This is a genomic window from Paracoccus indicus, assembly GCF_003056335.1.
Taxonomy (GTDB): Bacteria; Pseudomonadota; Alphaproteobacteria; order Rhodobacterales; family Rhodobacteraceae; genus Paracoccus; species Paracoccus indicus.
Window position 1 is genome coordinate 194,623 of the sequence record NZ_PYWA01000005.1, and the last position, 22,483, is coordinate 217,105.

The 22,483-nt window shown below is 65.5% G+C and carries 24 protein-coding genes; 11 read left to right on the plus strand and 13 right to left on the minus strand.

The window, feature by feature from the left end; translation table 11 throughout:
• The first annotated feature begins 47 nt into the window (after positions 1-47).
• The gene (gene moaA / locus DDE75_RS10120) at positions 48-1,055 is read left to right on the plus strand and encodes a GTP 3',8-cyclase MoaA (RefSeq protein ID WP_108502255.1); all 1,008 of its coding nucleotides are present in this window, start codon (positions 48-50) and stop codon (positions 1,053-1,055) included.
• A gap of 146 nt (positions 1,056-1,201) precedes the next feature.
• Here moaA and ispG read toward each other — a convergent pair whose 3' ends face one another.
• The 5 genes from ispG to DDE75_RS10145 form a co-directional block, all read right to left on the minus strand.
• A complete protein-coding gene (gene ispG / locus DDE75_RS10125) occupies positions 1,202-2,332 on the minus strand; it encodes a flavodoxin-dependent (E)-4-hydroxy-3-methylbut-2-enyl-diphosphate synthase (protein ID WP_108502397.1) in 1,131 nt (376 codons plus the stop codon).
• 87 nt (positions 2,333-2,419) lie between these two features.
• Positions 2,420-3,097 (minus strand): thiamine diphosphokinase, encoded by a 678-nt coding sequence (locus tag DDE75_RS10130; RefSeq protein WP_108502256.1) that lies wholly within the window; start codon positions 3,095-3,097, stop codon positions 2,420-2,422.
• Positions 3,094-3,306: a DUF2842 domain-containing protein gene (locus DDE75_RS10135; protein WP_108502257.1), complete on the minus strand. Its 213-nt coding sequence runs from the start codon at positions 3,304-3,306 to the stop codon at positions 3,094-3,096. Before DDE75_RS10135 ends, DDE75_RS10130 begins: the two co-directional genes overlap by 4 nt.
• Positions 3,307-3,355: 49 nt before the next feature.
• Entirely contained in the window at positions 3,356-4,648 is a 1,293-nt protein-coding gene (locus DDE75_RS10140) for an adenylosuccinate synthase (protein ID WP_108502258.1), read from the minus strand.
• Positions 4,649-4,735: 87 nt separating this feature from the next.
• A complete protein-coding gene (locus DDE75_RS10145; protein WP_108502259.1) occupies positions 4,736-4,954 on the minus strand; it encodes a SlyX family protein in 219 nt (72 codons plus the stop codon).
• A gap of 57 nt (positions 4,955-5,011) precedes the next feature.
• Here DDE75_RS10145 and hisS point away from each other — a divergent pair, with 57 nt between their 5' ends.
• The 3 genes from hisS to hisG are packed head-to-tail and all read left to right on the plus strand — an operon-like array spanning position 5,012 to position 8,231.
• Entirely contained in the window at positions 5,012-6,496 is a 1,485-nt protein-coding gene (hisS, locus tag DDE75_RS10150; protein WP_108502260.1) for a histidine--tRNA ligase, read from the plus strand.
• Complete coding sequence (locus DDE75_RS10155; RefSeq protein ID WP_108502398.1) at positions 6,496-7,554, plus strand: ATP phosphoribosyltransferase regulatory subunit; 1,059 nt, start codon at positions 6,496-6,498, stop codon at positions 7,552-7,554. The genes hisS and DDE75_RS10155 overlap by 1 nt, the downstream gene beginning before the upstream one ends.
• Positions 7,551-8,231, plus strand: coding sequence for an ATP phosphoribosyltransferase (hisG, locus tag DDE75_RS10160; RefSeq protein WP_108502261.1), 681 nt, complete (start codon positions 7,551-7,553; stop codon positions 8,229-8,231). Before DDE75_RS10155 ends, hisG begins: the two co-directional genes overlap by 4 nt.
• Here the strand turns inward: hisG and DDE75_RS10165 are convergent.
• Both DDE75_RS10165 and DDE75_RS10170 read right to left on the minus strand, forming a co-directional pair.
• Entirely contained in the window at positions 8,228-9,130 is a 903-nt protein-coding gene (locus DDE75_RS10165) for a nickel/cobalt transporter (protein WP_108502262.1), read from the minus strand. The two genes, hisG and DDE75_RS10165, sit on opposite strands and share 4 nt — an antisense overlap.
• A complete protein-coding gene (locus DDE75_RS10170) occupies positions 9,127-9,813 on the minus strand; it encodes a DUF1007 family protein (RefSeq protein WP_108502263.1) in 687 nt (228 codons plus the stop codon). The genes DDE75_RS10165 and DDE75_RS10170 overlap by 4 nt, the downstream gene beginning before the upstream one ends.
• 132 nt (positions 9,814-9,945) lie before the next feature.
• Between DDE75_RS10170 and DDE75_RS10175 the strand changes: the two genes are divergently transcribed.
• The 3 genes from DDE75_RS10175 to parE all read left to right on the plus strand — a co-directional run bounded on the left by DDE75_RS10175 (position 9,946) and on the right by parE (position 13,697).
• The gene (locus DDE75_RS10175; RefSeq protein ID WP_108502264.1) at positions 9,946-10,911 is read left to right on the plus strand and encodes an alpha/beta fold hydrolase; all 966 of its coding nucleotides are present in this window, start codon (positions 9,946-9,948) and stop codon (positions 10,909-10,911) included.
• A 58-nt stretch (positions 10,912-10,969) separates the two neighbouring features.
• Positions 10,970-11,629 carry a glutathione S-transferase family protein gene (locus DDE75_RS10180; protein ID WP_108502265.1) on the plus strand — a complete coding sequence of 220 codons (660 nt, stop codon included), beginning with the start codon at positions 10,970-10,972 and terminating at the stop codon, positions 11,627-11,629.
• A gap of 109 nt (positions 11,630-11,738) precedes the next feature.
• Positions 11,739-13,697, plus strand: coding sequence for a DNA topoisomerase IV subunit B (gene parE, locus DDE75_RS10185; RefSeq protein ID WP_108502266.1), 1,959 nt, complete (start codon positions 11,739-11,741; stop codon positions 13,695-13,697).
• Here parE and DDE75_RS10190 read toward each other — a convergent pair.
• Entirely contained in the window at positions 13,694-14,401 is a 708-nt protein-coding gene (locus tag DDE75_RS10190; RefSeq protein WP_108502267.1) for an AbiU2 domain-containing protein, read from the minus strand. The two genes, parE and DDE75_RS10190, sit on opposite strands and share 4 nt — an antisense overlap.
• Positions 14,402-14,407: 6 nt before the next feature.
• Positions 14,408-15,274: an oxygen-dependent coproporphyrinogen oxidase gene (gene hemF / locus DDE75_RS10195; protein ID WP_108502268.1), complete on the minus strand. Its 867-nt coding sequence runs from the start codon at positions 15,272-15,274 to the stop codon at positions 14,408-14,410.
• 64 nt (positions 15,275-15,338) lie between these two features.
• On the opposite strand from hemF, the gene DDE75_RS10200 reads away from it, so the two are divergent.
• Positions 15,339-15,755: a hypothetical protein gene (locus DDE75_RS10200; RefSeq protein WP_108502269.1), complete on the plus strand. Its 417-nt coding sequence runs from the start codon at positions 15,339-15,341 to the stop codon at positions 15,753-15,755.
• Here DDE75_RS10200 and DDE75_RS10205 read toward each other — a convergent pair.
• The 3 genes from DDE75_RS10205 to clpS are packed head-to-tail and all read right to left on the minus strand — an operon-like array spanning position 15,752 to position 17,914.
• Complete coding sequence (locus tag DDE75_RS10205; protein WP_108502270.1) at positions 15,752-16,558, minus strand: SDR family NAD(P)-dependent oxidoreductase; 807 nt, start codon at positions 16,556-16,558, stop codon at positions 15,752-15,754. The two genes, DDE75_RS10200 and DDE75_RS10205, sit on opposite strands and share 4 nt — an antisense overlap.
• Positions 16,555-17,580 carry a class I SAM-dependent methyltransferase gene (locus DDE75_RS10210; protein ID WP_108502271.1) on the minus strand — a complete coding sequence of 342 codons (1,026 nt, stop codon included), beginning with the start codon at positions 17,578-17,580 and terminating at the stop codon, positions 16,555-16,557. The genes DDE75_RS10205 and DDE75_RS10210 overlap by 4 nt, the downstream gene beginning before the upstream one ends.
• Before the next feature lie 4 nt (positions 17,581-17,584).
• Complete coding sequence (gene clpS / locus DDE75_RS10215; protein WP_170310938.1) at positions 17,585-17,914, minus strand: ATP-dependent Clp protease adapter ClpS; 330 nt, start codon at positions 17,912-17,914, stop codon at positions 17,585-17,587.
• A 266-nt stretch (positions 17,915-18,180) separates the two neighbouring features.
• On the opposite strand from clpS, the gene DDE75_RS10220 reads away from it, so the two are divergent.
• A complete protein-coding gene (locus DDE75_RS10220) occupies positions 18,181-19,848 on the plus strand; it encodes a D-alanyl-D-alanine carboxypeptidase family protein (protein WP_272482568.1) in 1,668 nt (555 codons plus the stop codon).
• A gap of 78 nt (positions 19,849-19,926) precedes the next feature.
• Here the strand turns inward: DDE75_RS10220 and ychF are convergent, their stop codons facing one another.
• Positions 19,927-21,024, minus strand: coding sequence for a redox-regulated ATPase YchF (ychF, locus tag DDE75_RS10225; RefSeq protein WP_108502272.1), 1,098 nt, complete (start codon positions 21,022-21,024; stop codon positions 19,927-19,929).
• Between the two features lie 129 nt (positions 21,025-21,153).
• On the opposite strand from ychF, the gene trpA reads away from it, so the two are divergent.
• Entirely contained in the window at positions 21,154-21,951 is a 798-nt protein-coding gene (gene trpA / locus DDE75_RS10230) for a tryptophan synthase subunit alpha (RefSeq protein WP_108502273.1), read from the plus strand.
• Positions 21,948-22,466: a GNAT family N-acetyltransferase gene (locus DDE75_RS10235; RefSeq protein WP_108502274.1), complete on the plus strand. Its 519-nt coding sequence runs from the start codon at positions 21,948-21,950 to the stop codon at positions 22,464-22,466. Before trpA ends, DDE75_RS10235 begins: the two co-directional genes overlap by 4 nt.
• Positions 22,467-22,483 lie beyond the last annotated feature (17 nt).

Below are 22,483 nucleotides of genomic sequence, written 5' to 3' on the forward strand. Positions count from 1 at the left end.
TGATCCTGCCCATTGTGAGCGGCCGCCCGCATGCCTAGATAGCAGCCATGGAAACGCACGCCCCCCTGATCGACCCCTTCGCCCGCCCCATCAACTACCTGCGGGTCTCGGTCACCGACCGCTGCGATTTCCGCTGCGTCTATTGCATGGCCGAACACATGCAGTTCCTGCCCAAGGCCGAACTGCTGACGCTGGAGGAGCTGGACCGCCTCTGCACGGCCTTCGTCGGCCTCGGCGTGCGCAAGCTGCGCATCACCGGCGGCGAGCCGCTGGTCCGTCGCGGCATCATGACATTTTTCCGCAATGTCTCGCGGCACTTGGACAACGGGCTGGACGAGCTGACCCTGACCACCAACGGTAGCCAGCTGGCCCGTCACGCCGCCGAGCTTTACGATTGCGGCGTGCGGCGCGTGAACGTGTCGCTGGACACGCTGAACGCCGACAAATTCGCCAAGATCACCCGTTGGGGTCGCTTGCAGCAGGTGCTGGACGGCATCAAGGCCGCCAAGGATGCGGGCCTGAAGGTCAAGATCAACGCCGTGGCGCTGAAGGGTTTCAACGACATCGAGCTGTTCGATCTGGTTGAATGGTGCGGTCAGGAAGGCCACGACCTGACCTTCATCGAGGTCATGCCCATGGGCGATCTGGGCAATGAGGACCGTCTGGATCAATATTGGTCCCTTGCGGACCTGCGCGATCAACTGGCCGAGCGGTTTACCCTGCTGGATCTGGCCGAACGCACCGGCGGCCCCGCCCGCTATGTCAAGCTGGCCGAGACCGGGCAGAAGATCGGCTTCATAACGCCGATGACCCATAATTTCTGCGAAAGCTGCAACCGCGTGCGCGTGACCTGCACGGGCGAGTTGTTCATGTGCCTGGGGCAGGAAGACAACGCCGACCTGCGTGCCCCCCTGCGTGCCCATTCGGATGACGAGGCGTTGCGCCGCGAAATCCGCGACGCCATCGCCCGCAAGCCCAAGGGGCATGATTTCGACTACTCCCGCCAGAAGATCGAAGGCCAGATGACCCGTCACATGAGCCATACGGGCGGTTAGGGCCTAGGGCCGTTCCTTCGCGGAATGCCGAACTTTCAGAACGCGATGGCTGCCTCGCGCCTGGCTTCAGCGTCTAAAGCTGTCAGCCGGGGCGTTGTCGTTCCATAGACGGTTCCCGCGAGACCGGCCGCTGCCAATAGGCCGACTTACTCGGCGGCTGCTTCGGCAGCTGCCTCGGCTTCCAGCTTTTCGGCGCGGGCTTCGACCAGCTCGACGATGTGATCGACCATCTGGTCGTTTGACAGCTTGTGGCTTTGACGACCCGCCATATAGATCATGCCGCTGCCCGCGCCACCGCCGGTGAAGCCCAGATCGGTCATCAACGCCTCGCCCGGACCGTTCACCACGCAGCCGATGATCGACAGGCTCATGGGCGTCTTGATGTGTTCGAGGCGTTTTTCCAGCGTTTCGACCGTCTTGATGACGTCGAAGCCCTGACGGGCGCAGCTGGGGCAGCTGATGATCTGCACGCCGCGGGTGCGCAGGCCAAGCGATTTGAGGATCTCGAAACCGACCTTGACCTCCTCGACCGGATCGGCCGAAAGGCTGACGCGGATCGTGTCGCCGATACCGGCCCACAGAAGGTTGCCCAAGCCCACCGCCGATTTGACCGTTCCACCGACAAAGCCGCCGGCCTCGGTGATGCCCAAGTGGATCGGGGCGTCGGTCGCATCCGCCAACTGCTGATAGGCGGCTGCGGCCAAGAAGACGTCGCTGGCCTTCACGCTGATCTTGAATTCGTGGAAATCATTGTCCTGCAGGATCTTGATGTGATCCATGCCGCTTTCGACCATCGCATCGGGGCAAGGCTCGCCGTATTTCTCCAGCAGATGGCGTTCCAGCGATCCGGCGTTGACGCCGATGCGGATCGAGCAGTCGTGGTCGCGGGCGGCCTTGATGACCTCGCGGACGCGGTCCGGGCTGCCGATATTGCCGGGGTTGATGCGCAGGCAGGCGGCACCAGCCTCGGCGGCCTCGATGGCGCGCTTGTAGTGGAAATGGATGTCGGCCACGATCGGCACAGGGCTTTCGCGGCAGATCTCCTTCAGCGCCCGCGTCGTATCCTGATCGGGGGCGCTGATGCGCACGATGTCGGCGCCCGCATCGGCGGCGCGGATCACCTGGTCCAGCGTCGCGCGCACGTCGCGCCCGTCGGTATTCGTCATCGTCTGGACGCTGATCGGCGCATCACCACCCACGGGCACGTTGCCGACCATGATCTGACGGGATTTCCGACGCTCGATATTGCGCCAGGGACGGATCGGGTTCAGCGACATCTGCAAGCCTCCGGAGGACGGGTTGCCCCTCAGATATGCCATGCGGGGCGCGACGACAACCGCCCCGCCCCCATCACCTTGTCGGGATCAGCCCGCAGGGACCGAGAGGGCCGTCAACACGGTTCCCAGACATTCGCGCGGCAGGATCACCAGCATCTTGCCTTGGATGCGCAAGGACACCAGCCCCGTCGCCCGGTTCGAGGTCCCGACACGTCCCCCCGGCGCGAAATCGATGTCGTCGATGGGCCATTCCAGCCCGCTGCTGGTGCCACGCGCCGGCCCCATCGGGTAAAGCGACACCCGCGTCCCCGGCATCAGCGGCAGGGTGACACGCGGCGGGGCCGCAAAGATCACGTCGTCCGAGGCGATCATGATGACCCGCCCCACATCCTGCGCCACCAGCGCCGTCAGTGCCGCCAGCGTATGATCCAGCCGCAGCCCCGCGAACCCCACCGCCATGACGACGGGGGCCTGGATGCGGGTCAGGCATTTCACGAAATCGGTGCTGTCCTGTTCGGCCACATGCAGCAGCCGGTCGGGCGGCACGGCGGCCCGACCGCGATCCGATACGCTGTCCAGATCGCCGATCACCCAATCGGGCATGCGCCCCAGTTCCAGCGCCCGGTCGGCGCCCCCATCTGCCGCGACCAGCAAAGGCGCGACGGTCGTGGCCAGCGCCAGATCGGAACGGGTCACCTGCCCGCCACCGATGACGGTGACGCCCCTCTCGCTGATGATCGGGGGGGCGATGGGACCCGCTGTCATTCCTCGCGGCCGACGCCGCGGAAGACCTTCTTGAAGGGCAGCGCCCAGAGGATGCCGAGGACGACATAGATCGCCACCTCGACCAGGATGTGCTGGCGCCCGAAGCGCGCATCCAGCCAGTTCATCAGCGTGACGGCGACGACCACATAAAGCGGCATCAGCACCAGCAGGACAAGAAGCGAAAGGCGCTTGCGGGACTTGAGGTTCATCGCGGTCTTTCCTTGGCAGGGGGGCGACATCGCCCCCCTTCTGGCGGGATCAATCCTCGAACGGGTCGGTCACCAGGATGGTGTCGTCACGCTCGGGGCTGGTCGAGAGCATGGCCACGGGGCATTGGATCAGCTCCTCGACCCGGCGAACATACTTGATGGCGGCGGCGGGCAGATCGGCCCAGCTGCGGGCACCTTGCGTGGATTCCTGCCAGCCGTCCATCTCTTCATAGATGGGGGTCACCTTGGCCTGCAACGCGGCGGCGGTCGGCAGATAGTCGTATTTCACGCCGTCGATCTCGTAGCCCGTGCAGATCTTCAACGTCTCGAAGCCGTCCAGAACGTCCAGCTTGGTCAGCGCGATGCCGTTCACGCCGCTGATGGCGCAGGTCTGGCGCACCAGGACCGCGTCGAACCAGCCGCAGCGACGCTTGCGCCCCGTTACGGTGCCGAACTCATGGCCGCGTTCGCCAAGGCGCTGGCCGTCGGCATCGTCCAGTTCGGACGGGAACGGGCCTTCGCCCACGCGGGTGGTATAGGCCTTGACGATGCCCAGCACGAAATCGATTGCGCCCGGACCCATGCCGGTGCCCGAAGCCGCCGCCCCCGAGGTCGTGGTCGAGGAGGTGACATAGGGATAGGTGCCGAAATCGATGTCCAGCAGGCTGCCCTGCGCGCCCTCGAACAGGATGCGCTTGCCGGCCTTGCGGGCGTCCGACATGATCTTCCAGACGGGCTGGGCATAGGGTAGCAATTTGGGCGCGATCTCCAGCAGCTTGGCCTTCAGCTCGGCGCGGTCGATGGCATCGGCGCCAAGGCCGGTGCGCAGCGCGTCGTGATGGGCCAGCAGGCGGTCGATGCGGTCGTCCAGCGTCTTTTCATCGCCCAGATCGGCCAGGCGGATGGCGCGGCGGCCAACCTTGTCTTCGTATGCAGGGCCGATTCCACGACCGGTGGTGCCGATCTTGGCCTTGCCGGCGGCTTCCTCGCGCAGCTTGTCCAGGTCCTGGTGCAGCGGCAGGATCAGTGGCGTGTTCTCCGCGATGATCAGGTTCTCTGTCCCGATCTTGACGCCCTGGCCTGCCAGCTTGTCGATTTCCGCAAACAGCGACCAAGGGTCCAGCACGACGCCGTTGCCGATGACGGCCAGCTTGTCCTCGCGCACGATGCCCGAGGGCAGCAGCGACAGCTTGAAGACCTTCCCGTCGATCACCAGCGTATGGCCGGCATTGTGGCCACCCTGAAAGCGCGCGATCACATCGGCGCGTTCAGACAGCCAGTCGACGATCTTGCCCTTGCCCTCGTCGCCCCATTGCGCTCCGACAACCACAACATTGGCCATGGACGATCCTTCCGTTTTCCGAAATCTTTTCGGACCGGCCTTAGCGCATCGGTCCGCGCGGGGAAAGCCGAGATTTCGGCCACGCCCTCAGTAATGCGGGGGTGGCTGGTCGGCAACGGCCACGCTGCCCTCGCCTTGGGCCTGCCGTTCGGCTTCGGCGCGCATCAGCATGTCGAGGCGCCGCGTCAGGCGGCTGATCTCCTGGTCCTGGCGTGCGATCACCTCGGACAGATCGTCCGTCACGCGGGTCAGATGGGCCAAAGCCACCTCCAGTTCGGTGATACGGTCGTCGGGCTTCTTGTCCATGTCGGATCCTTCCGTTAAGTCGGCGCTTGGATTTGGCCCCGTAAAGGCACAGGAACCATGGCAAAAGATCAAAAGAAGCAGCCCCGGCCCAAGGCCGAGACGCCCAAGGGCTTTCGCGACTATTTCGGCGCGGATGTCACCGAACGCAAGCAGATGCTGGACCGCATCGCCGCGATCTATCATCGCCATGGCTTCGATCCGCTGGAAACCAGCGCGGTCGAGACGGTCGAGGCCTTGGGCAAGTTCCTGCCCGACGTGGACCGCCCCAATGCCGGCGTCTTCGCCTGGCAGGAAGAGGCCGTCCCCGGTGGCGGCACCGCAGGCGACTGGCTGGCGCTGCGTTACGACCTGACGGCGCCCCTGGCACGCGTGGCCGCGCAGTTCCGCAACGACCTGCCCAGCCCTTACCGTCGCTATGCGATGGGGCCGGTCTGGCGCAACGAAAAGCCGGGTCCGGGGCGCTTCCGCCAGTTCTATCAATGCGATGCCGATACGGTGGGCAGCGCATCCGTCGCGGCGGATGCGGAAATCTGCGCCATGCTGGCCGACGCGCTGGAAGCCGTGGGCATCGACCGTGGCGACTTCATGGTCCGCATCAACAACCGCAAGGTGCTGAACGGCGTCCTTGAGGCCGCATCCGTCAGCGCCGATCAGGCCGACGACGTGCTGCGCACCATCGACAAGTTCGACAAGGTCGGGCGCGAGGGCGTGCTGGCGCTGCTGACCACGGGTCGGCGCGACGACAGCGGCGCGCAGATCGACGGCGTCGGTCTGACCGCGGAACAGGCGGCCCCCGTGCTGGCCTTCCTGACCTCGAAGGGTGAGGACAACGCCGCGACGCTGGCCAACTTGCGGGCTGCGGTCGGGGCATCCGCCATCGGTGCCGAGGGCGTGGACGAACTGACCCAGATCGCCGACATGCTGGCCGCGATGGGCGTGGCCGAGGATCGCGCCGTCATCGACCCATCCGTCGTGCGCGGCCTTGGCTATTACACCGGCCCCGTCTTCGAGGCCGAGCTGACCTTCGAGATCCTCGACGAAAAGGGCCGCAAGCGTCAGTTCGGCTCGGTCGCGGGCGGCGGTCGCTATGACGGGTTGGTCGAGCGTTTCACCGGCCAGAAAGTCCCCGCCACCGGCGTCAGCATCGGCGTCGACCGGCTGTTGGCCGCCCTGCGCGCCAAGGGTCTGGCGGGGGAAACCGACATCGGCCCCGTCGTCGTCACCGTCATGGACCGCGACCGCATGTCGGATTACCAGTCCATGGCCGCCGATCTGCGCGCCGCAGGCATCCGCGCCGAAGTCTATCTGGGCAATCCCAAGAACTTCGGCAACCAGCTGAAATACGCCGACAAGCGCGGCGCCCCCGTCGCCATCATCCAGGGCGGAAACGAGGCCGAGCGCGGCGTCGTGCAGGTCAAGGACCTGGTCTTGGGCGCCAGGATCGCCGCCGAAGCCACCTTGGACGAATGGAAATCCCAGCCCGCCCAGACCGAGGTGTCCCGCGCCGATCTGGTGGCCGAAGTCCGGCGGATCCTCGGATGATCGGCAAGCGTGAAAAGCAGATCGTCGGCCAGCGCCTGCTGGCGGCCTTCCGCGATGCGGGTGCCGCGGAAATCGCGCCCGACATCCTGCTGCCCGCCGAAAGCCTGCTGGACCTTTACGGCGAGGATATCCGCGCCCGCGCCTATGTAACCGCCGACCCGATCCGGGGCGAGATGATGCTGCGCCCCGACTTCACCGTCCCGGTGGTCCAGGCGCATATGGAAAGCGGCGCCGAGCCCGCGCGATACTGCTATCTGGGCGAGATTTTCCGCAAGCAGGACATGGGCGACACCCGCCCCGCCAACCCCCGCGACAACGAATACCTGCAGGCGGGGTTCGAGCTGTTCAGCCGCGACCCCGATGCCGATGCGGAACTCTTCGCGCTGTTCCACGGGCTGGTCTCCCCTTACGGCGCGACCGCGCATATGGGCGACATGGGGCTGCTGCTGGATGCGGTTGCCGGTCTGCCGCTGACGCAGGATCGCGCCGATGCGCTGTCCCATCACATCTGGCGCCCGGGTCGCTTCGACCGACTGATGAAGCGGTTCTCCTCGCCCACGCCCAAGCGCCAGTTCCACGACACCGACAGTGCCTGGGCCGGAATGCGCTCGCAGGACGAGATGACCCGCCGCATCGCCCGCCTTCAGGCCGATGCCGCCGTCGCCCCCCTGCCCGCCGTCTGGACGGAACGCCTGACGCGCCTGTTTGCCCTGCGCGCGCCTGCACCGCAGGCCCTGCCCGCGCTGCATGAACTGGCCGACGACATGCCCGCCATCGCCCCCGCCGTGGCCCGTATCGCCACGCGCATGCAGGCCATCGCCGATCGCGGCATCGACCTTGACGGCATCATCTTCGACGCCAGCCACGGCCGTACCACGCTGGAATATTACGATGGCTTCACCTTCAGCTTCGTGGCCGACCGCGAGGGCTGGCCTGCCATCGCCTCGGGCGGGCGCTATGACGCGCTGACCCGCGTCCTGGGCAAGGGCCGTGAAATCCCCGCCGTGGGTGGCATCATCCGCCCCGGCCTGATCGCCGAACTGGAGGCCAGCGCATGATCCGCCTTGGCGTGCCGTCCAAGGGGCGGCTGATGGAACAGACCTTCGAGTGGTTCGCGGAACGCGGCGTGACCCTGTCACGCAGCGGCTCGGACCGCGAATATGCGGGGCGGGTCGATGGCGTGGACGGCGTTTCGCTGGTGCTGCTTTCGGCGGGCGAGATCCCGCGCGAACTGGCCGCAGGCCGGATCGAGATGGGCGTCACAGGCACCGATCTGGTGCATGAAAAGCTGGCCGGTTGGAAATCCGATCTGGTCGAGCTGGCACCGATGGGCTTCGGCCATGCCGATCTGATCATCGCCGTGCCCGATTGCTGGCGCGACTGCACCGACCTGGACGACTTCGCTGCCGTGGCCCGCGATTTCCGCGCCGAACACGGCTTCCGTCTGCGCATCGCCACCAAGTACCACCGCCTGGTCCGTGCCTTCCTTGCCCGGCACGAGGTCGCGGATTACCAGCTTGTGGACAGCCAGGGCGCGACCGAGGGCACCGTCGCCAATCTGACCGCCGAGGCGATTGCCGATATCACCTCCTCCGGGGCGACGTTGCAGGCCAACAACCTGCGCATCCTGCAGACCGACCCGATCCTGCGGTCGCAGGCGACGCTGTTTGCCAACCGCGCCGCCCAAGGGCCGCAGATGTCGGCGTTCCTGACGCAGCTGGGCCTGACCGCCTAAAGCAGGATCGCCGTCGATACGACGGCGATCAGCAGACCCGCCCCCAGTTGCATGACGCCCGGCAGCCACTGCCCGGCGCGTGCAAGGGGGCCGGTCTGCGGGAACAGCGCAAAGCTGCCCTGTCGCGCCCAGACCGCCAGTCCCGCCACCGCCAGCGTGACCGAGGCCGTCCCCAGCCCCATCGCCAGAGTTCCCAGCACCCCCGCCCCGAAGATCTGCATCCGCCACGTCAGGATCAGCAGGAACAGCGCCCCCGTGCAGGGCCGCGCGGCGATGCTGGCGATCAGCAGGATCGCATCCCGCCACGACCGCGTCTGCGCCGCCTGCTGCGGGGTCGGACCATGTGCATGGCCACAGCCGCAATCGGGGCCGTGGTCGTGGTGGTGATGCGCGGGTCGCGCCATCAGCATTCGCGCCCCGCGCCATGCAAGCCACAGCCCGATCAGGGCGATCAGCGCGGTGCTGAGGCTGGCCATGTGATCCTCGGTCAGATCGGTCAGCGCCTCGCGCGTCAGGTTCAGGAAGGTGATGCCACCCCAGACCAGCGCGATGGCTGTCCCCGCCTGCGCCAATGATGACAACACCGACAGCACCGCCAGCCGCCTAATCGGCACCTGCGTGCCGAAGCCATAGCTGCCGATGACCAGCTTGCCATGCCCTGGCCCGACCGCATGCATGAAACCATAGCCGAAGCAGACCCCCATCAACCCCAGCAGCGCCCCCGGCTGACCCGAGCGCAAAGCCCGCAGCGATCCCGCCATCAGGTTCTGCGCTTGACGCTGCTGCAGGGCGGCCCAGTTCTGAACACCATCGAAACCGCCTGCGAACCACAGGGCCGCAAGGATCAGCGCGACGGCCAGTCCGGTCAGGGTGATCGCGCGGATGGGGGTGATGCTCATCCCTTGACCCCGCAAGTGATCCGGACCTGATCGGCGCCGACGTTGCCGATATCGACGGCCAACATCTCGGCCTCGGCGCTCTCGTCATCGGCCAGGGCGGCCTCGACCGCGGCATCATAGGCCTTGGCGGCGGCTGCGGGGTCGCCAGTCTGCTGCTCCATCCGGCAAGGGGCGCGGCCCGCGATCTGCGGGGCATCGGGCATGCTGAACTGGACGTAATATTCCGGGTCATAGACCTGGATCGTCAGCGGAATGCCAGCCGCCAACGGTTCCTCCAGCGTCCTGATGTGGGTCGAGATCAACTGCCCATCCTGATAGCGCGCGGTGAAATCCGTTCCCGGCCCCATCGCCACCGGTTGGCTTTGGGCCGTCAGAAAAAGCCGTCCGTCGAAGCCCGGCTCCCAATCGGCGTCGAAGCCCTGCAGCCGGGTCATCTCGTCCTCGGTCAGGTTGCCGTCGCCATCGGGGTCCAGCCCCAGATCCTCGATGATCAGCAGCGAATAGAAGGCGTCATAGGCCCATTCGACCTGCACCTGCTGCAGGTTCCCATCGGCATAGGTCATTTCGAGCCCCGCATCGATGAAGACATGCGGATGGGCGTTCGCGGCCAAGGGCGCCAGCGACAGGGCAAGGGACAGCAGGAACGGACGGGCGGTAATGGGATGGGCACCTGATTGCGGCAAGTTGGGGCTTGGTTAAGCTGCGACGGCCGTTTGTGCAAATCACCGATGCGCATGTCGGCAATCTGCCGCAGGACTGCACCGGAACCCGATCGCTTGCGTGTCTGTTGGCAGGGGAACGCGAAAGGATCACCGATGCCGAAAACCAAACCGCTGCTGCTGGGACTTGCGGCGGCCTTGCTGCTGGGCGGATGCGCCGCCATCGTCGACAAGCGCGCCACCGCCCGCGAAACTGCCTTCGAGGCGCAGTTCCCCCCCACCGGCCAGCTTTTGCAGGTGAACGGCACGACGGTGCACGCCGATGTGCGCGGCAATGGTCCCGATCTGGTGCTGATCCATGGCGCAAGCGGCAACACCCGCGATTTCACCTTCGATCTGGTGGACCGGCTGACCGACCGCTATCGCGTCATCGCCTTCGACCGCCCCGGTCTTGGCTGGACCGATCCCATCGGCGATCAGACCGACAATCCGCTGGCGCAGGCCGATCTGCTGCGGGCGGCGGCCAAGCAGCTTGATGTCAAGAACCCCATCGTGCTGGGTCACAGCTATGGCGGTGCGGTGACGATGGGCTGGGCGCTGCGCGATCCGTCGGGGCCTGCCGCGCTGGTGCTTGTGTCGGGTGCGACCTATCCCTGGCCCGGAGAGCTGAGCCGCTGGTACGACTTCATGAACAGCAGCATCGGCGAACATACCGCCGTGCCGCTGATCACCGCATTCGCGCCTGAAAGCCGCGTCGATGACATCGTGGCGGGCATCTTTGCACCGCAGGACCCACCCAAGGGCTATGTCGACTATATCGGCGCAGGGCTCTCGGCGCGGCGCGAAAGCCTGATCGCGAACTCGGAACAGGTCGGGAATTTGAAACCCTACCTGGCCGCCATGGCGCCGCATTATCCCGAACTGACCATGCCGATCGAGATCGTGCATGGCGATGCCGATGATACGGTCTATCTGGACGTCCATTCGGGGCGCATGGCCCGCGAACTGCCCAACGCCAATCTGACGGTGCTGCCGGGCATCGGGCATATGCCCCATCACGCCGATCCGCAGGCCATCGTCGATGCCATCGACCGGGCTGCCCGGCGCGCAGGGGTCCGCTGAGAGGCCTTGCGCGCTGCTGCGGGAACCTCCACCTTGTGTCGAAATCAAAGGGGGCATCATGCTGACCATTCACGGCGTCGCGCGGTCGCGCGCCTCTCGCATCATCTGGCTGTGCCACGAATTGGGCCTGCCGTTCCTGCACCGTCCCGTCATCCAAGCCTATCGTCTGGCCGACGCGGGGGCAGCGGACGCGCCGACCAACACCCGCAGCCCCGATTTTCTGGCGCTGTCGCCCGCAGGCGCGGTGCCCGTCCTGCAAGACGGCGACCTGACGCTGTCGGAATCCATGGCCTGCACACTCTATCTGGCGCGCAAGCATGGCGGTCCCATCGGCCCGCAAGATGACAACGAAGACGCGCTGATGATGCAGTGGTCCTTCTATGCCGCGACCAGCATCGAGCCCGACGCGCTGACGATCCTGTTCCTGCACAACCGCGGCAACCTGCAATCGGCCGAGGATACGGGTCTGGTCGCCGAGGCCGCGACCCGGCTGGTCCGCCCGTTGAAAGTCGTCGAGCAGCAGCTGGCAACCCACGGCCATCTGGTCGGCGGCCGCCTCACCGTCGCCGATCTGAACATGGCCGAGGTCCTGCGCTATGCCCAGGGCCATGACGAGCTGATGTCGCAATTCCCCGCGACCCGCGACTGGCTGACGGCCTGCCAGCAGCGGGCAGGCTTTGTGCAGATGTCCGCTCTGAGGGACGCCGAAGCCGCCTGATCGTTCCGCAATCGCTGGTGGCGGGCGCGCAGGGGACCACAAGCCCTTGCCGCCCGCCCCTCGGGCGTGAGATAACCGCCCCCAACACGCGACGAAACGAGCATACCCGATGGCCGACGATCTTCTCTCCGGTGGCAGCAACACCGACAGCTATTCCGCATCCTCGATCGAGGTTCTCGAGGGGTTGGAGCCTGTCCGCAAGCGCCCCGGCATGTATATCGGCGGCACCGACGAACGTGCGCTGCATCACTTGGTGGCGGAAATCCTCGACAACTCGATGGACGAAGCCGTGGCAGGCCACGCCAGCCGGATCGAGATCGAACTGCTGGCCGACCACAGCGTCGTCGTGCGCGACAACGGGCGCGGCATTCCCATCGACCCCCACCCCAAGTTCCCCGGCAAATCCGCGCTCGAGGTGATCCTCTGCACGCTGCACGCGGGGGGCAAGTTCTCGGGCGATGCCTATGAGACCTCGGGCGGTCTGCACGGGGTCGGCGCATCGGTGGTGAACGCGCTTTCCGACAGCATGGTCGTGCAGGTTGCCCGCAACAAGGAGTTGTTCGAACAGCGCTTTTCCCGCGGCATCCCCGAAGGCCCGGTGGCCAAGGTCGGCGCTGCCCCGAACCGGCGCGGCACCACCGTGACCTTCCACGCCGACGAACAGATCTTCGGGCATCACCGCTTCAAGCCCGCCCGCCTGATGAAGATGGTCAAATCCAAGGCCTATCTGTTCAGCGGTGTCGAAATCCGCTGGAAGACCGAGATCGACGACGGCGAAACCCCGCGCGAGGCGACCTTCCATTTCCCCGGCGGTCTGGCCGATTACCTGTCGGAAACCCTCTCGGGTGCGACGACCTATGCCGAACGCCCCTTCTCGGGCAGCATCGACTTCAAGCGCTTCAATGCGCCGGGCAAGGTCGATTGGGCCATCAACTGGACGCCCGCCCGTGACGGCTTCATCCAGTCCTATTGCAACACCGTCCCCACCCCCGAAGGCGGCACCCACGAGGCAGGCTTCTGGTCGGCCATCCTGAAGGGCGTGCGGGCCTATGGCGAGCGCGTCAACAACAAGAAGGCCGGCAACATCACGCGCGAGGACCTGCTGACGGGCGGTTGCGCGCTGGTCAGCTGCTTCATCCGCGAACCGGAATTCGTGGGCCAGACCAAGGACCGCCTCGCCACGGTCGAGGCCGCGCGTCTGGTCGAAAACGCCGTGCGCGACCATTTCGACAACTGGCTGGCGTCGGACACGAAATCGGCGGGCGCGATCCTCGACTTCCTGATCCTGCGGGCCGAGGAACGCCTGCGCCGCCGACAGGAAAAGGAAACCGCCCGCAAGACTGCCACGAAAAAGCTGCGCCTGCCCGGCAAGCTGGTCGATTGCAGCGCCACCAACCGCGAAGGAACCGAGCTGTTCATCGTCGAGGGCGACAGCGCCGGCGGCAGCGCCAAGATGGCGCGCGACCGCACGAAACAGGCGCTGCTGCCCCTGCGCGGCAAGATCCTGAACGTGCTGGGCGCGGCGTCGTCCAAGATGGGCGCCAACCAGGAGATCAACGACCTCTGCCAGGCACTTGGCGTCAGCATGGGCACCAAGTTCAACGTCGACGATCTGCGCTATGACAAGATCATCATCATGACCGATGCCGACGTCGATGGCGCGCATATCGCCAGCCTGCTGATGACCTTCTTCTTCACGCAGATGCGCCCGCTGATCGACCGCGGGCACCTCTACCTGGCCTGCCCGCCGCTTTACCGCCTGACGCAGGGCGCGCATCGCGTCTATGTCTCGGACGATGCCGAGAAGGAGCGGATGATGGCCAAGGGTCTGGGCGGTCGCGGCAAGATCGACATGCAGCGCTTCAAGGGTCTGGGCGAGATGGACGCCAAGGACCTGAAGGACACCACCATGAACCCCGCCACCCGCAAGCTGATCCGCGTCAGCATCGACGACGATGAGGGCGGCGAGACCGGCGATCTGGTCGAACGCCTGATGGGCAAGAAGCCCGAGCTGCGCTTCCAGTACATCCAGGAAAACGCGCAATTCGTGGAAGAGCTGGACGTCTAACCCCTCGGGGTGCGCAGCCAGTCGGGATAGATGTCCTCCAGATCGGGCAGGCTTTCGCCATAAGGCGTCGTAATGAGTGCCTCCTCATAATCTTCTAGTTTCTGCGCATGAGCGGCGTTGCCGAATGCCAATGCGCGCAGAAACTGGAGTTCGGGGTGGTCATTCGACTTCCAGCCATACGTTTCCGTATTAAACTCGCTTTTATAAATCCTTCTCAACAAGTCGTACATGTCGTCCAAGGCGGACTTGATCTGCCGCATGCTGACCCAACCGACACGCGCATCTTTCTTGAGTGCCGCGCTGTCAGCATGGGCAATATGCTTGTTGCGGCGATCGACAAGAGCTGCGGCATCATCGCGCAACCTTCTCCGTTCGGAGTGATATTCGTCCTTCCGGTCAGGTATCGGCAGCATGTCTATCAGCAGCGCAAGCGTCAGGTTCTCTGATTTTTTCACGGACTGTGCCGGGTCTAACAGCCGACAGATGCCAAGCACGATCACATCGAACAGGGCATCCTGAACGATCTTGGCGACAGGGCCGGAGGCCGTGTTCAGCACCTCGATCCGACGCTCATCGCCATAAAGGCCCCAATAGATCCGCTGTTGACCCTTCAAGTATAACAAATGCTCAAGGCAATAGTCGCCAACAGCCTTGGCGGCCTCTCGCCCGGTCAACTCATCCAGACGCTCCCAAGGGCGGTCCATATTGCCCTAGGTCCATTTCGCCAAGGGCGGCAGGCTCATCAGGACGGCGTCGGGATTGTGGCCGGTTTCCAGGCCGAACTTGGTGCCCCGGTCATAGACCAGATTGTATTCCGCATAGAGGCCGCGGTGAATCAGCTGGGTATCCTTGTTGGCATCGCTCCAACCCGCGGTCATGCGCGAGCGGACCAGCGGCAGGAAGGCGGGCAGGAAGGCCTCGCCCACGGCACGGGTGAAGTCAAAATCGGCCTGCCAGTCGCCGGTATTCAGGTCGTCATAGAAGATGCCGCCGACGCCGCGGGCCCGGCCGCGATGGGGAATGAAGAAATACTCGTCCGCCCAGGCCTTGAAGCGGTCGTAGTAATCCGCGCCATGGGCATCGCAGGCCGCGCGCAGGGTGTCGTGGAAATGAGCCGTATCCTCGGGGTATTCGATGCAGGGGTTCAGGTCGGCACCGCCGCCGAACCACATGGCACCGGGGGTCCAGAACATGCGGGTGTTCATGTGGACGGCGGGCGCGTGCGGGTTCTGCATATGGGCCACAAGGCTGATGCCGCTGGCCCAGAAGCGCGGGTCGCTGTCCATGCCCGGCACGCCGCGGGCGGTCATGGCGGCCTGCGCGCGGGGGGCAAGGGTGCCGTGAACCTCCGACCAGTTGACGCCGACCTTCTCGAAGACGCGACCGCCGCGCATGACCGACATCAGGCCACCACCGCCGTCGTTGTCGCGGGTGGTGGGGGTGACCTCGAAGCGGCCGGGGGGGATGCTGCCCTGCCCCTCGTCCTCGAGCGTCTCGAATGCGGTCACGATCCGGTCGCGAAGTTCCTTGAACCAATCGGCGGCTTGGCGGCGCTGTTCATCCATGTCGGGCCTCATATGTGATTTGCAAAGCCGCGTGCCCCGCGGCTAGCATGCCCCACCTGCTGTAATGAGAGCGCCGATGCCCCGCAACACCACCCTTGCCCTGATGTTGACCCTGCCGCTGACGCTGGCGGCCTGCGCCACCCCGCAGGAACGCTGCATTTCGCGCAACACCGACGAATACCGGACCGTCAGCCGCCTTTTGGCAGAGGTCGAGGGCAATTTGTCGCGCGGCTATGCGTGGGAGGAACGGCAGGTGGTGCGGACCCGCCCGACGCAATGCCAGCGGGTCTATCGCGACCGGAAGGGTCAGGATCACGTGACGACCTATACCTGCTGGCGCGACTACGTGGATCAGGAACGCTATCGCGTTCCCATCGATCCCGCGGCCGAGTTGCGCAAGCGCGACGGGCTGGTCGAACGCCAGGATGCCCTGGCCAAGCGCGCAAGGGCGGCGGTGGACGCCTGTCGCACCGCCTATCCCGACGAGGCCTAAAGGATTTGCGCCGTCACCGGATCGGCCAAGCTGCGACCGCCATCGACGGTCAAAATCTGACCGGTGACGAAGCGCGCGCCGTCGCTGACAAGGTAATGCACCGCCTCGGCCAATTCGTCGGCCGGTGCGATCCGCCCCATCGGCGTGCCCGCAATGATCTGGGCGCGCTTTTCAGGGTCGTCCTTCAGCGCACATTGCAATTCATGCGACATCAGGCTGCTGAAGCTGACCCCGTTGACGCGGATGCGATGCGGCGCCAGCGCAAGGGCCAGCCCCCGGGTCGCCTGTTCCTGCGCCGCGCAGGCGATGGAATAGCCCAGCATCGTCGGTATGGGCCGCCGCGCCGCCAGGGTCGAGATATTGACGATGGCCCCGGTCTGCGCAGTCGGGCCTTCACCCTCGGCCTGCTTGATCATGCGCTTGGCGACAAGCTGAGACAGGCGCAGACCGGCCAGCATGTTCTGCCGCAGCATCTCCTCCAACTGGTCCATGTCGGTATCCAGCGGATCGCTGTCGCGCACGAAGCGATGGCCGTTGACCAGGATATCAACCCGATCGAAAGCATCAAGAGTGGCCGACAAGAGGTTGGCCATGCACAGTTTTTCCGACATGTTCCCGGCAAAGCGGCGCACCTGCGTCTGTTCGCCGTCATAGTCCGAAATCACCGAGTTCAGCGCAGCCTCATCGTTGTCGGCAAACATCACCGAGGCGCCACGTTCAGCCAGATGGCGGGCGATCGCCAGACCTACACCGCGGGCGGCGCCGGTGACGATGGCTACCTTGCCTTGGACGGACATGCTCATTTGCGGCGACCCTTGGCGGTGGAACCCTTGGGGGATGCGCTGCCTTTGCCTGCCGCCGTCGCCTCGATGATCTTGAAGCGGGTGTCGCCCCCGATCTCGTGGACCTGACCGAAATACTGGGACAGCACGGCTTCGTAGGGAAGGTGGCGGTTGGCGACCATCCACAGTTTGCCTGCGCCGGTCAGCAGACGCGCAGCACTGGCGATGAAGGCTGCGCCCAGCTTGGGATCGGCCTGGCGGCCTTCGTGGAAGGGCGGGTTCATGACGATGCCGTTCACCGGATCGGGAAGGCGAAAATCACGCGCGTCGGCCCAATGGAACTTCGCACGCGGGTCGGTCACGTTGCGGCGGGCGGATTCAAGAGCCGCATGATCAGCCTCGACCAGATGCAGGACCTCAACGCCCTTGCGGGCCAGAACCTGCGCCGAAAGCCAGCCCCAGCCCGCGCCCAGGTCGATCATGCGGGTCGGCAGCTTGTCGGGAAGATGATCGGCCAGCATGCGTGATCCGGGATCGATGCCATCGGCGGAAAACACGCCCGGAAGCGTGGTAAAGCCTGGCGCGACCTCGGTGCTGCGGCTTGCCCAATCGTCGGGCAGCCAGTCGCCTTCGGGCAGGGTCACGCGGAAGATCTTGCCATGGGCCTTGCTGTGCACATCAGTGACGGGGGCCAGCTTGCGCAGCTCCTTCAGCAGTGAATCCACGCCGTCGGTTTTCTGACCGTCGATCCACAGCGCCGCGCCGGGGGCCAGCCGTCCGGCTGCATCCGCGATCCGCGCACGGGCCGCCGCCTTGGCACGCGGCAGGCGCACGACGGCGGTCTCGAAGCGGGCCTCGGTTTCGACCACGACGCGGTATCCGCGCGTGGCCAGACCGTCATGGTCGGGGAAACTGCCCTGCAGGATCTGCAGATGGTCGGGGTCCAGCGGCGACAGGTCGTCTGCGGCGGCGGCACCGACGAACAGGACTTCGCCTTCCGGCGGGCCGTCCGGAAAGGCCAGTTCCAGTCGTGATTGGGTCACGCGATTACTCTTTTTCCATGGTGCATTGCAGCGGGTGCTGCTGGCGGCGGGCCAGTTCCATCACTTGGGCGACCTTGGTTTCGGCCACCTCGTGGGAAAACACGCCGACAACCGCGACGCCCTTGCGATGCACGGTCAGCATGATCTCGATGGCCTGGGCATGCGTCAGGTGGAACAGGCGTTCCAGCACATGCACCACGAATTCCATCGGAGTGAAGTCGTCGTTCAGCAGCAGCACCTTGTACATCGGCGGACGCTGCGAACGTGTCCGCGGCTTGACCGCCAGATCGGACTGATCGTCGGGTTTGTCGGGATCGGTCATCCAATGCGTCATCGTGGCTAAGGTCATCCCTTGGGTGCTGCAACGAAAGGTGGCCCGGCGGGCCGGGCGGTGCATTGGCGAAATATAGCGCAAAGCGCCCGGGATGAAAGCCCCCCGCCCGCATCCGTGTCGCACAAGGCCCGTCATATGCGCGTCACCATGCAACAAAATTAAACGAATGCCCGGTTTCCGGAATAAAATCTCCGTGCTATTATCGTTTGATTAACGACGGACATGCGACAAACGACATGTCCGCTTGAGGCAGAAAGACAGCGACAGTGACCCGAATCCTTACCGCATTCCGGCTGTGGAGCCATGCCTTGCTTGCCGTGCTGGTGCTTGGCCTTCCGGCAGCCGCAGCCCCGTTCGCCGCTTACGTCATGGACGCCCGCACGGGCCAACCCATCTACAAGCAAAACTCCGACACGCGTCTGCATCCGGCGTCGCTGACCAAGATGATGACGCTGTACATGGCGTTCACCGCCATCGAAAGCGGTCAGGTCAGGCTGGATTCGAAGTTCACTATCTCGTCCAATGCAGCGGCCGAACCGCCCTCGAAGCTGGGCCTGCGCGCCGGTCAGAAGATCGAGTTGCGCTATCTGATCCGCGCCGCCGCAATCAAATCCGCCAACGACGCCGCCACCGCCATCGGCGAAGGCATCGCCGGGTCCGAGGAGGCCTTCGCACAGCGCATGACCCAGATGGCCCGCGCGCTTGGCATGAACAACACCCAGTTCCGCAATGCCAACGGCCTGACGCAGGACGGTCATTTCTCGACCGCCCATGACATGAGCGAACTTGGCCGCCACCTGTTCTACGATTTCCCGCAGTACTACAACCTGTTCTCGCGCCGTTCGGCGGATGCGGGCATCGCCAAGGTTGCCTCGACCAACCGCCGTTTCCTCGATGCCTATCAGGGCGCCGACGGGATCAAGACCGGCTATACCCGGGCTGCCGGCTTCAACCTGACGGCCTCGGCGCAGCGCGGGAACAAGCGGCTGATCGCAAGCGTCTTCGGCGGCACCTCGACCGCGCACCGCAACCAGGTGATGGCAGAGTTGCTGGACAGCAGCTTCACCCGCATTCCGGACCGCGTCCGCGAAGTGCGCCCGGCCCGTCCGCGCCTGGTGGCACAAGCGGCGCCCACGCGCCGTGCGAAGGTCGAACCGACGCCCGCCGCGACACGCCCCGAACCGCAGCGCCTGGTCCTGCAGGCCTCGCCCCCGCCCTCGACCCGTCCGACGGCAGCAGCCTCGACGCTGGTCGCCGCGCGTCCCACCATGAACCTGACCGAGGCGTTGCAGAAGGCGACCGCAGGGGCATCCGCGCAAGGCACCGTGCTGGCCAGCAGCCAGCGCCCCAAGGCCCGCCCCGGCAGCCGCAACCAGGCGATCGAACAGGCTGTCGCCAATGCCGTCGCCCTGGATGAAGCACCGGCAGCGAGCCCCTCGGCCAGCCTCGCGCAGCCCGTCCTTGCCGCATCCAAGCGGCCGGTGCGTTCGCCCCGCCGCAGCGCCAGCACCGCAGATGTGATCAGCGCCGCCCCGGCTGCGGCACCCGCCCCCGTCCAGCAGGCCTCTGCCGAAGACATGCTGCTGGACAGTTCCCGCGCACCCAAGCCCCGGTCCGAGACCGTGATCCTTGCCGCGATGGGCGAAGGCGACCGCACCCCCACCGAAGAGCTTGAGGTCGTCCGCCGTCCCGCCGACAGCGGACGCAACTGGGGTATCGCCTTGGGCATGTACAAATCCAAGGTCGAGGCCGAGCATCGCCTCGTCAGCATGGCCCTTCAGGATGGCAGCATCTTCGGCGGCGCGCGTCGCGATGTGGCCAATACGAACCGCGGTTTCGAACCCCGCTTCGGCAATCTGACCAAGAGCGTCGCCCAGCTGGCCTGCGACCGCCTGCACAGCCGTTCGCAGGAATGCACCGTCATCGCCAACTGACAGCATTGCGATATCCGGCATGAAAACGGCCCCGGCATCGCTGCCGGGGCCGTTTTCGTTCAGCTTGCGCCCCGGTGATCAGGAACTGAACAGGAAGTGCAGGACGTCGCCGTCCTTGACCTCGTAGGTCTTGCCTTCGACGCGCAGCTTGCCTGCCTCTTTCGCGCCGGCTTCGCCCTTGCCCGCGACGTAATCGTCATAGGCCACGGTCTCGCTGCGGATGAAGCCCTTTTCGAAGTCGCCGTGGATCACGCCGGCAGCCTGAGGCGCCAAGGTGCCCTTGGTGATCGTCCAGGCGCGCGCCTCCTTCGGACCGACGGTGAAATAGGTCTGCAGCCCCAGAAGGTCGTAGCCCGCGCGGATCAGGCGATCGAGGCCCGCTTCCTCTAGGCCCATCTCGCCCAGGAACATCTCGGCTTCCTCGGCGTCCAGCTGGCTGATCTCTTCCTCGATCTTGGCCGAGATGACGACATGGCCCGCGCCCTGCGCCTCGGCCATCTGGCGGACCTTCTCGGATTGGGCGTTGCCGGTCGCCGCTTCGCTTTCCGACACGTTGCAGACATAAAGCACCGGCTTGGCGGTCAGCAGCTGCAGCATGTTCCAGGCCTTGCGGTCATCTTCGTCCACGGTAATGGTGCGCGCGGGCTTGCCATCCTCCAGCACGGCCAGCGCCTGCTTCAGCAGGCGTTCCTGCGCCGCCGCCTCCTTGTCGCCGCCCTTCAGCTTGCGGGCGATATTGGCAAGGCGGCGTTCGATCGATTCCATGTCCGAGATCATCAGCTCGGTCTCGATGATCTCGGCGTCGGCGACGGGATCCACGCGATCCTCGACGTGGGTGACGTCACCATCCTCGAAGCAGCGCAGGACATGGGCGATGGCATCGGTCTCGCGGATGTTGGCCAGGAACTGGTTGCCCAGACCTTCGCCCTTGCTGGCGCCTTTCACCAGGCCCGCGATGTCCACGAAGGTCATCCGCGTCGGGATGATCTGCTTGCTGCCCGCGATTTCGGCCAGAACGTCCAGACGACGGTCGGGGACCGCGACCTCGCCGACGTTCGGCTCGATCGTGCAGAACGGAAAGTTGGCGGCCTGCGCGGCGGCAGTGCGCGTCAAAGCGTTGAACAGCGTGGACTTGCCGACATTCGGCAGCCCGACGATCCCCATGCGAAAGCCCATGACAGCACCCTTCTGCTTTTTGGATTTCGGCGTCTGTTACGCGTCCGCGCCCTGCAAGTCCAGCCCGCGGCGCATTGCGCCCACGCGTCAAGGCGGCTAGGTCTGATGGAAAGACGTGCGGGGACAGACATGACCAGAATCGACGACAGGTTTGCGGCGCTGAAGGCCGAGGGCAAGAAGGCTTTCGTGGCCTACATGATGGCATCGGACCCCGATGACGAAACCGCGCTGGAGATCATGCGCGGCATGCCCGCCGCAGGCGTCGACATCATCGAACTGGGCATGCCCTTCACCGATCCGATGGCCGATGGCGGCACGATCCAGGCGGCGGGCCAGCGTGCCCTGGCCCAGGGTGGCAGCGTCACGCGCACCCTGAACATCCTGCGCCGCTTCCGCGAGGTGGATACGACGACGCCGGTCGTTCTGATGGGCTATTACAATCCGATCTATGCGCGGACCGGCGGCGTGGCGCAGTTCCTGAAGGACGCGACCGAGGCGGGCGTCGACGGGCTGATCATCGTGGACCTTCCCCCCGAAGAGGATGACGAACTGTGCCTGCCCGCATCCGATGCGGGGCTGAACTTCATCCGGCTGGCGACGCCCACCACCGACGACAAGCGCCTGCCCGCAGTGGTCGCGAACACCTCGGGCTTCGTCTATTACGTCAGCGTCACGGGGATCACCGGCGGCGCCGCCGCCAATGCCGCCGAGGTCGCCCCCGAGGTCGCCCGCATCCGCGAGGCTGCCGGGCTGCCGGTTGTCGTCGGCTTCGGCATCTCGACCCCCGAGGCCGCGCAAGAGATCGCCAGCGTCGCGGATGGCTGCGTCGTGGGCAGCGCCATCGTCAAGCAGATCGGCGAAGGCCGCCCCGTCCCCGAAATCCTCGATTTCATCCGCAGCCTGGCAGAAGGCTGCCACCGGGGATGACCGTGGTCCTGCGTGATGCGACCCCGGACGATGCGCCGGGGATCGCCGCGATCTGGAACCCGATCATCCGCGACACGGTCATCACCTTTTGGCCCATCGAACGCAGCCTGCCCGAGATCGGCCAGATGATCCGCGACCGGCAGGCCGCCGGTCACGCATTTCTGGTAGCCGATGACGGCAGGCGCATCGCGGGCTTTGCCACCTATGCCCAGTTTCGCGGCGGCGCAGGCTATGCCCGCAGCATGGAGCACAGCGTCTCGATCGCTGCGGACATGCACGGTTCGGGGCTGGGTCGGCGGATGATGGCGGCCGTCCACGATCACGCCCGCGCCAGTGGGCATCGTATCATGGTGGCGGGGATCACCGGCTCGAACCAGGGATCGATCGAGTTTCACCGGCGCATGGGCTATGTCGAAAACGGGCGCATACCGAACGCCGGGTTCAAGTTCGGCCAGTTTCACGACCTGGTCCTGATGTCCTTCGACCTTGGCGCGCCCGAGGCCACGAACGCGTGACATTGCGCCCCTATCGC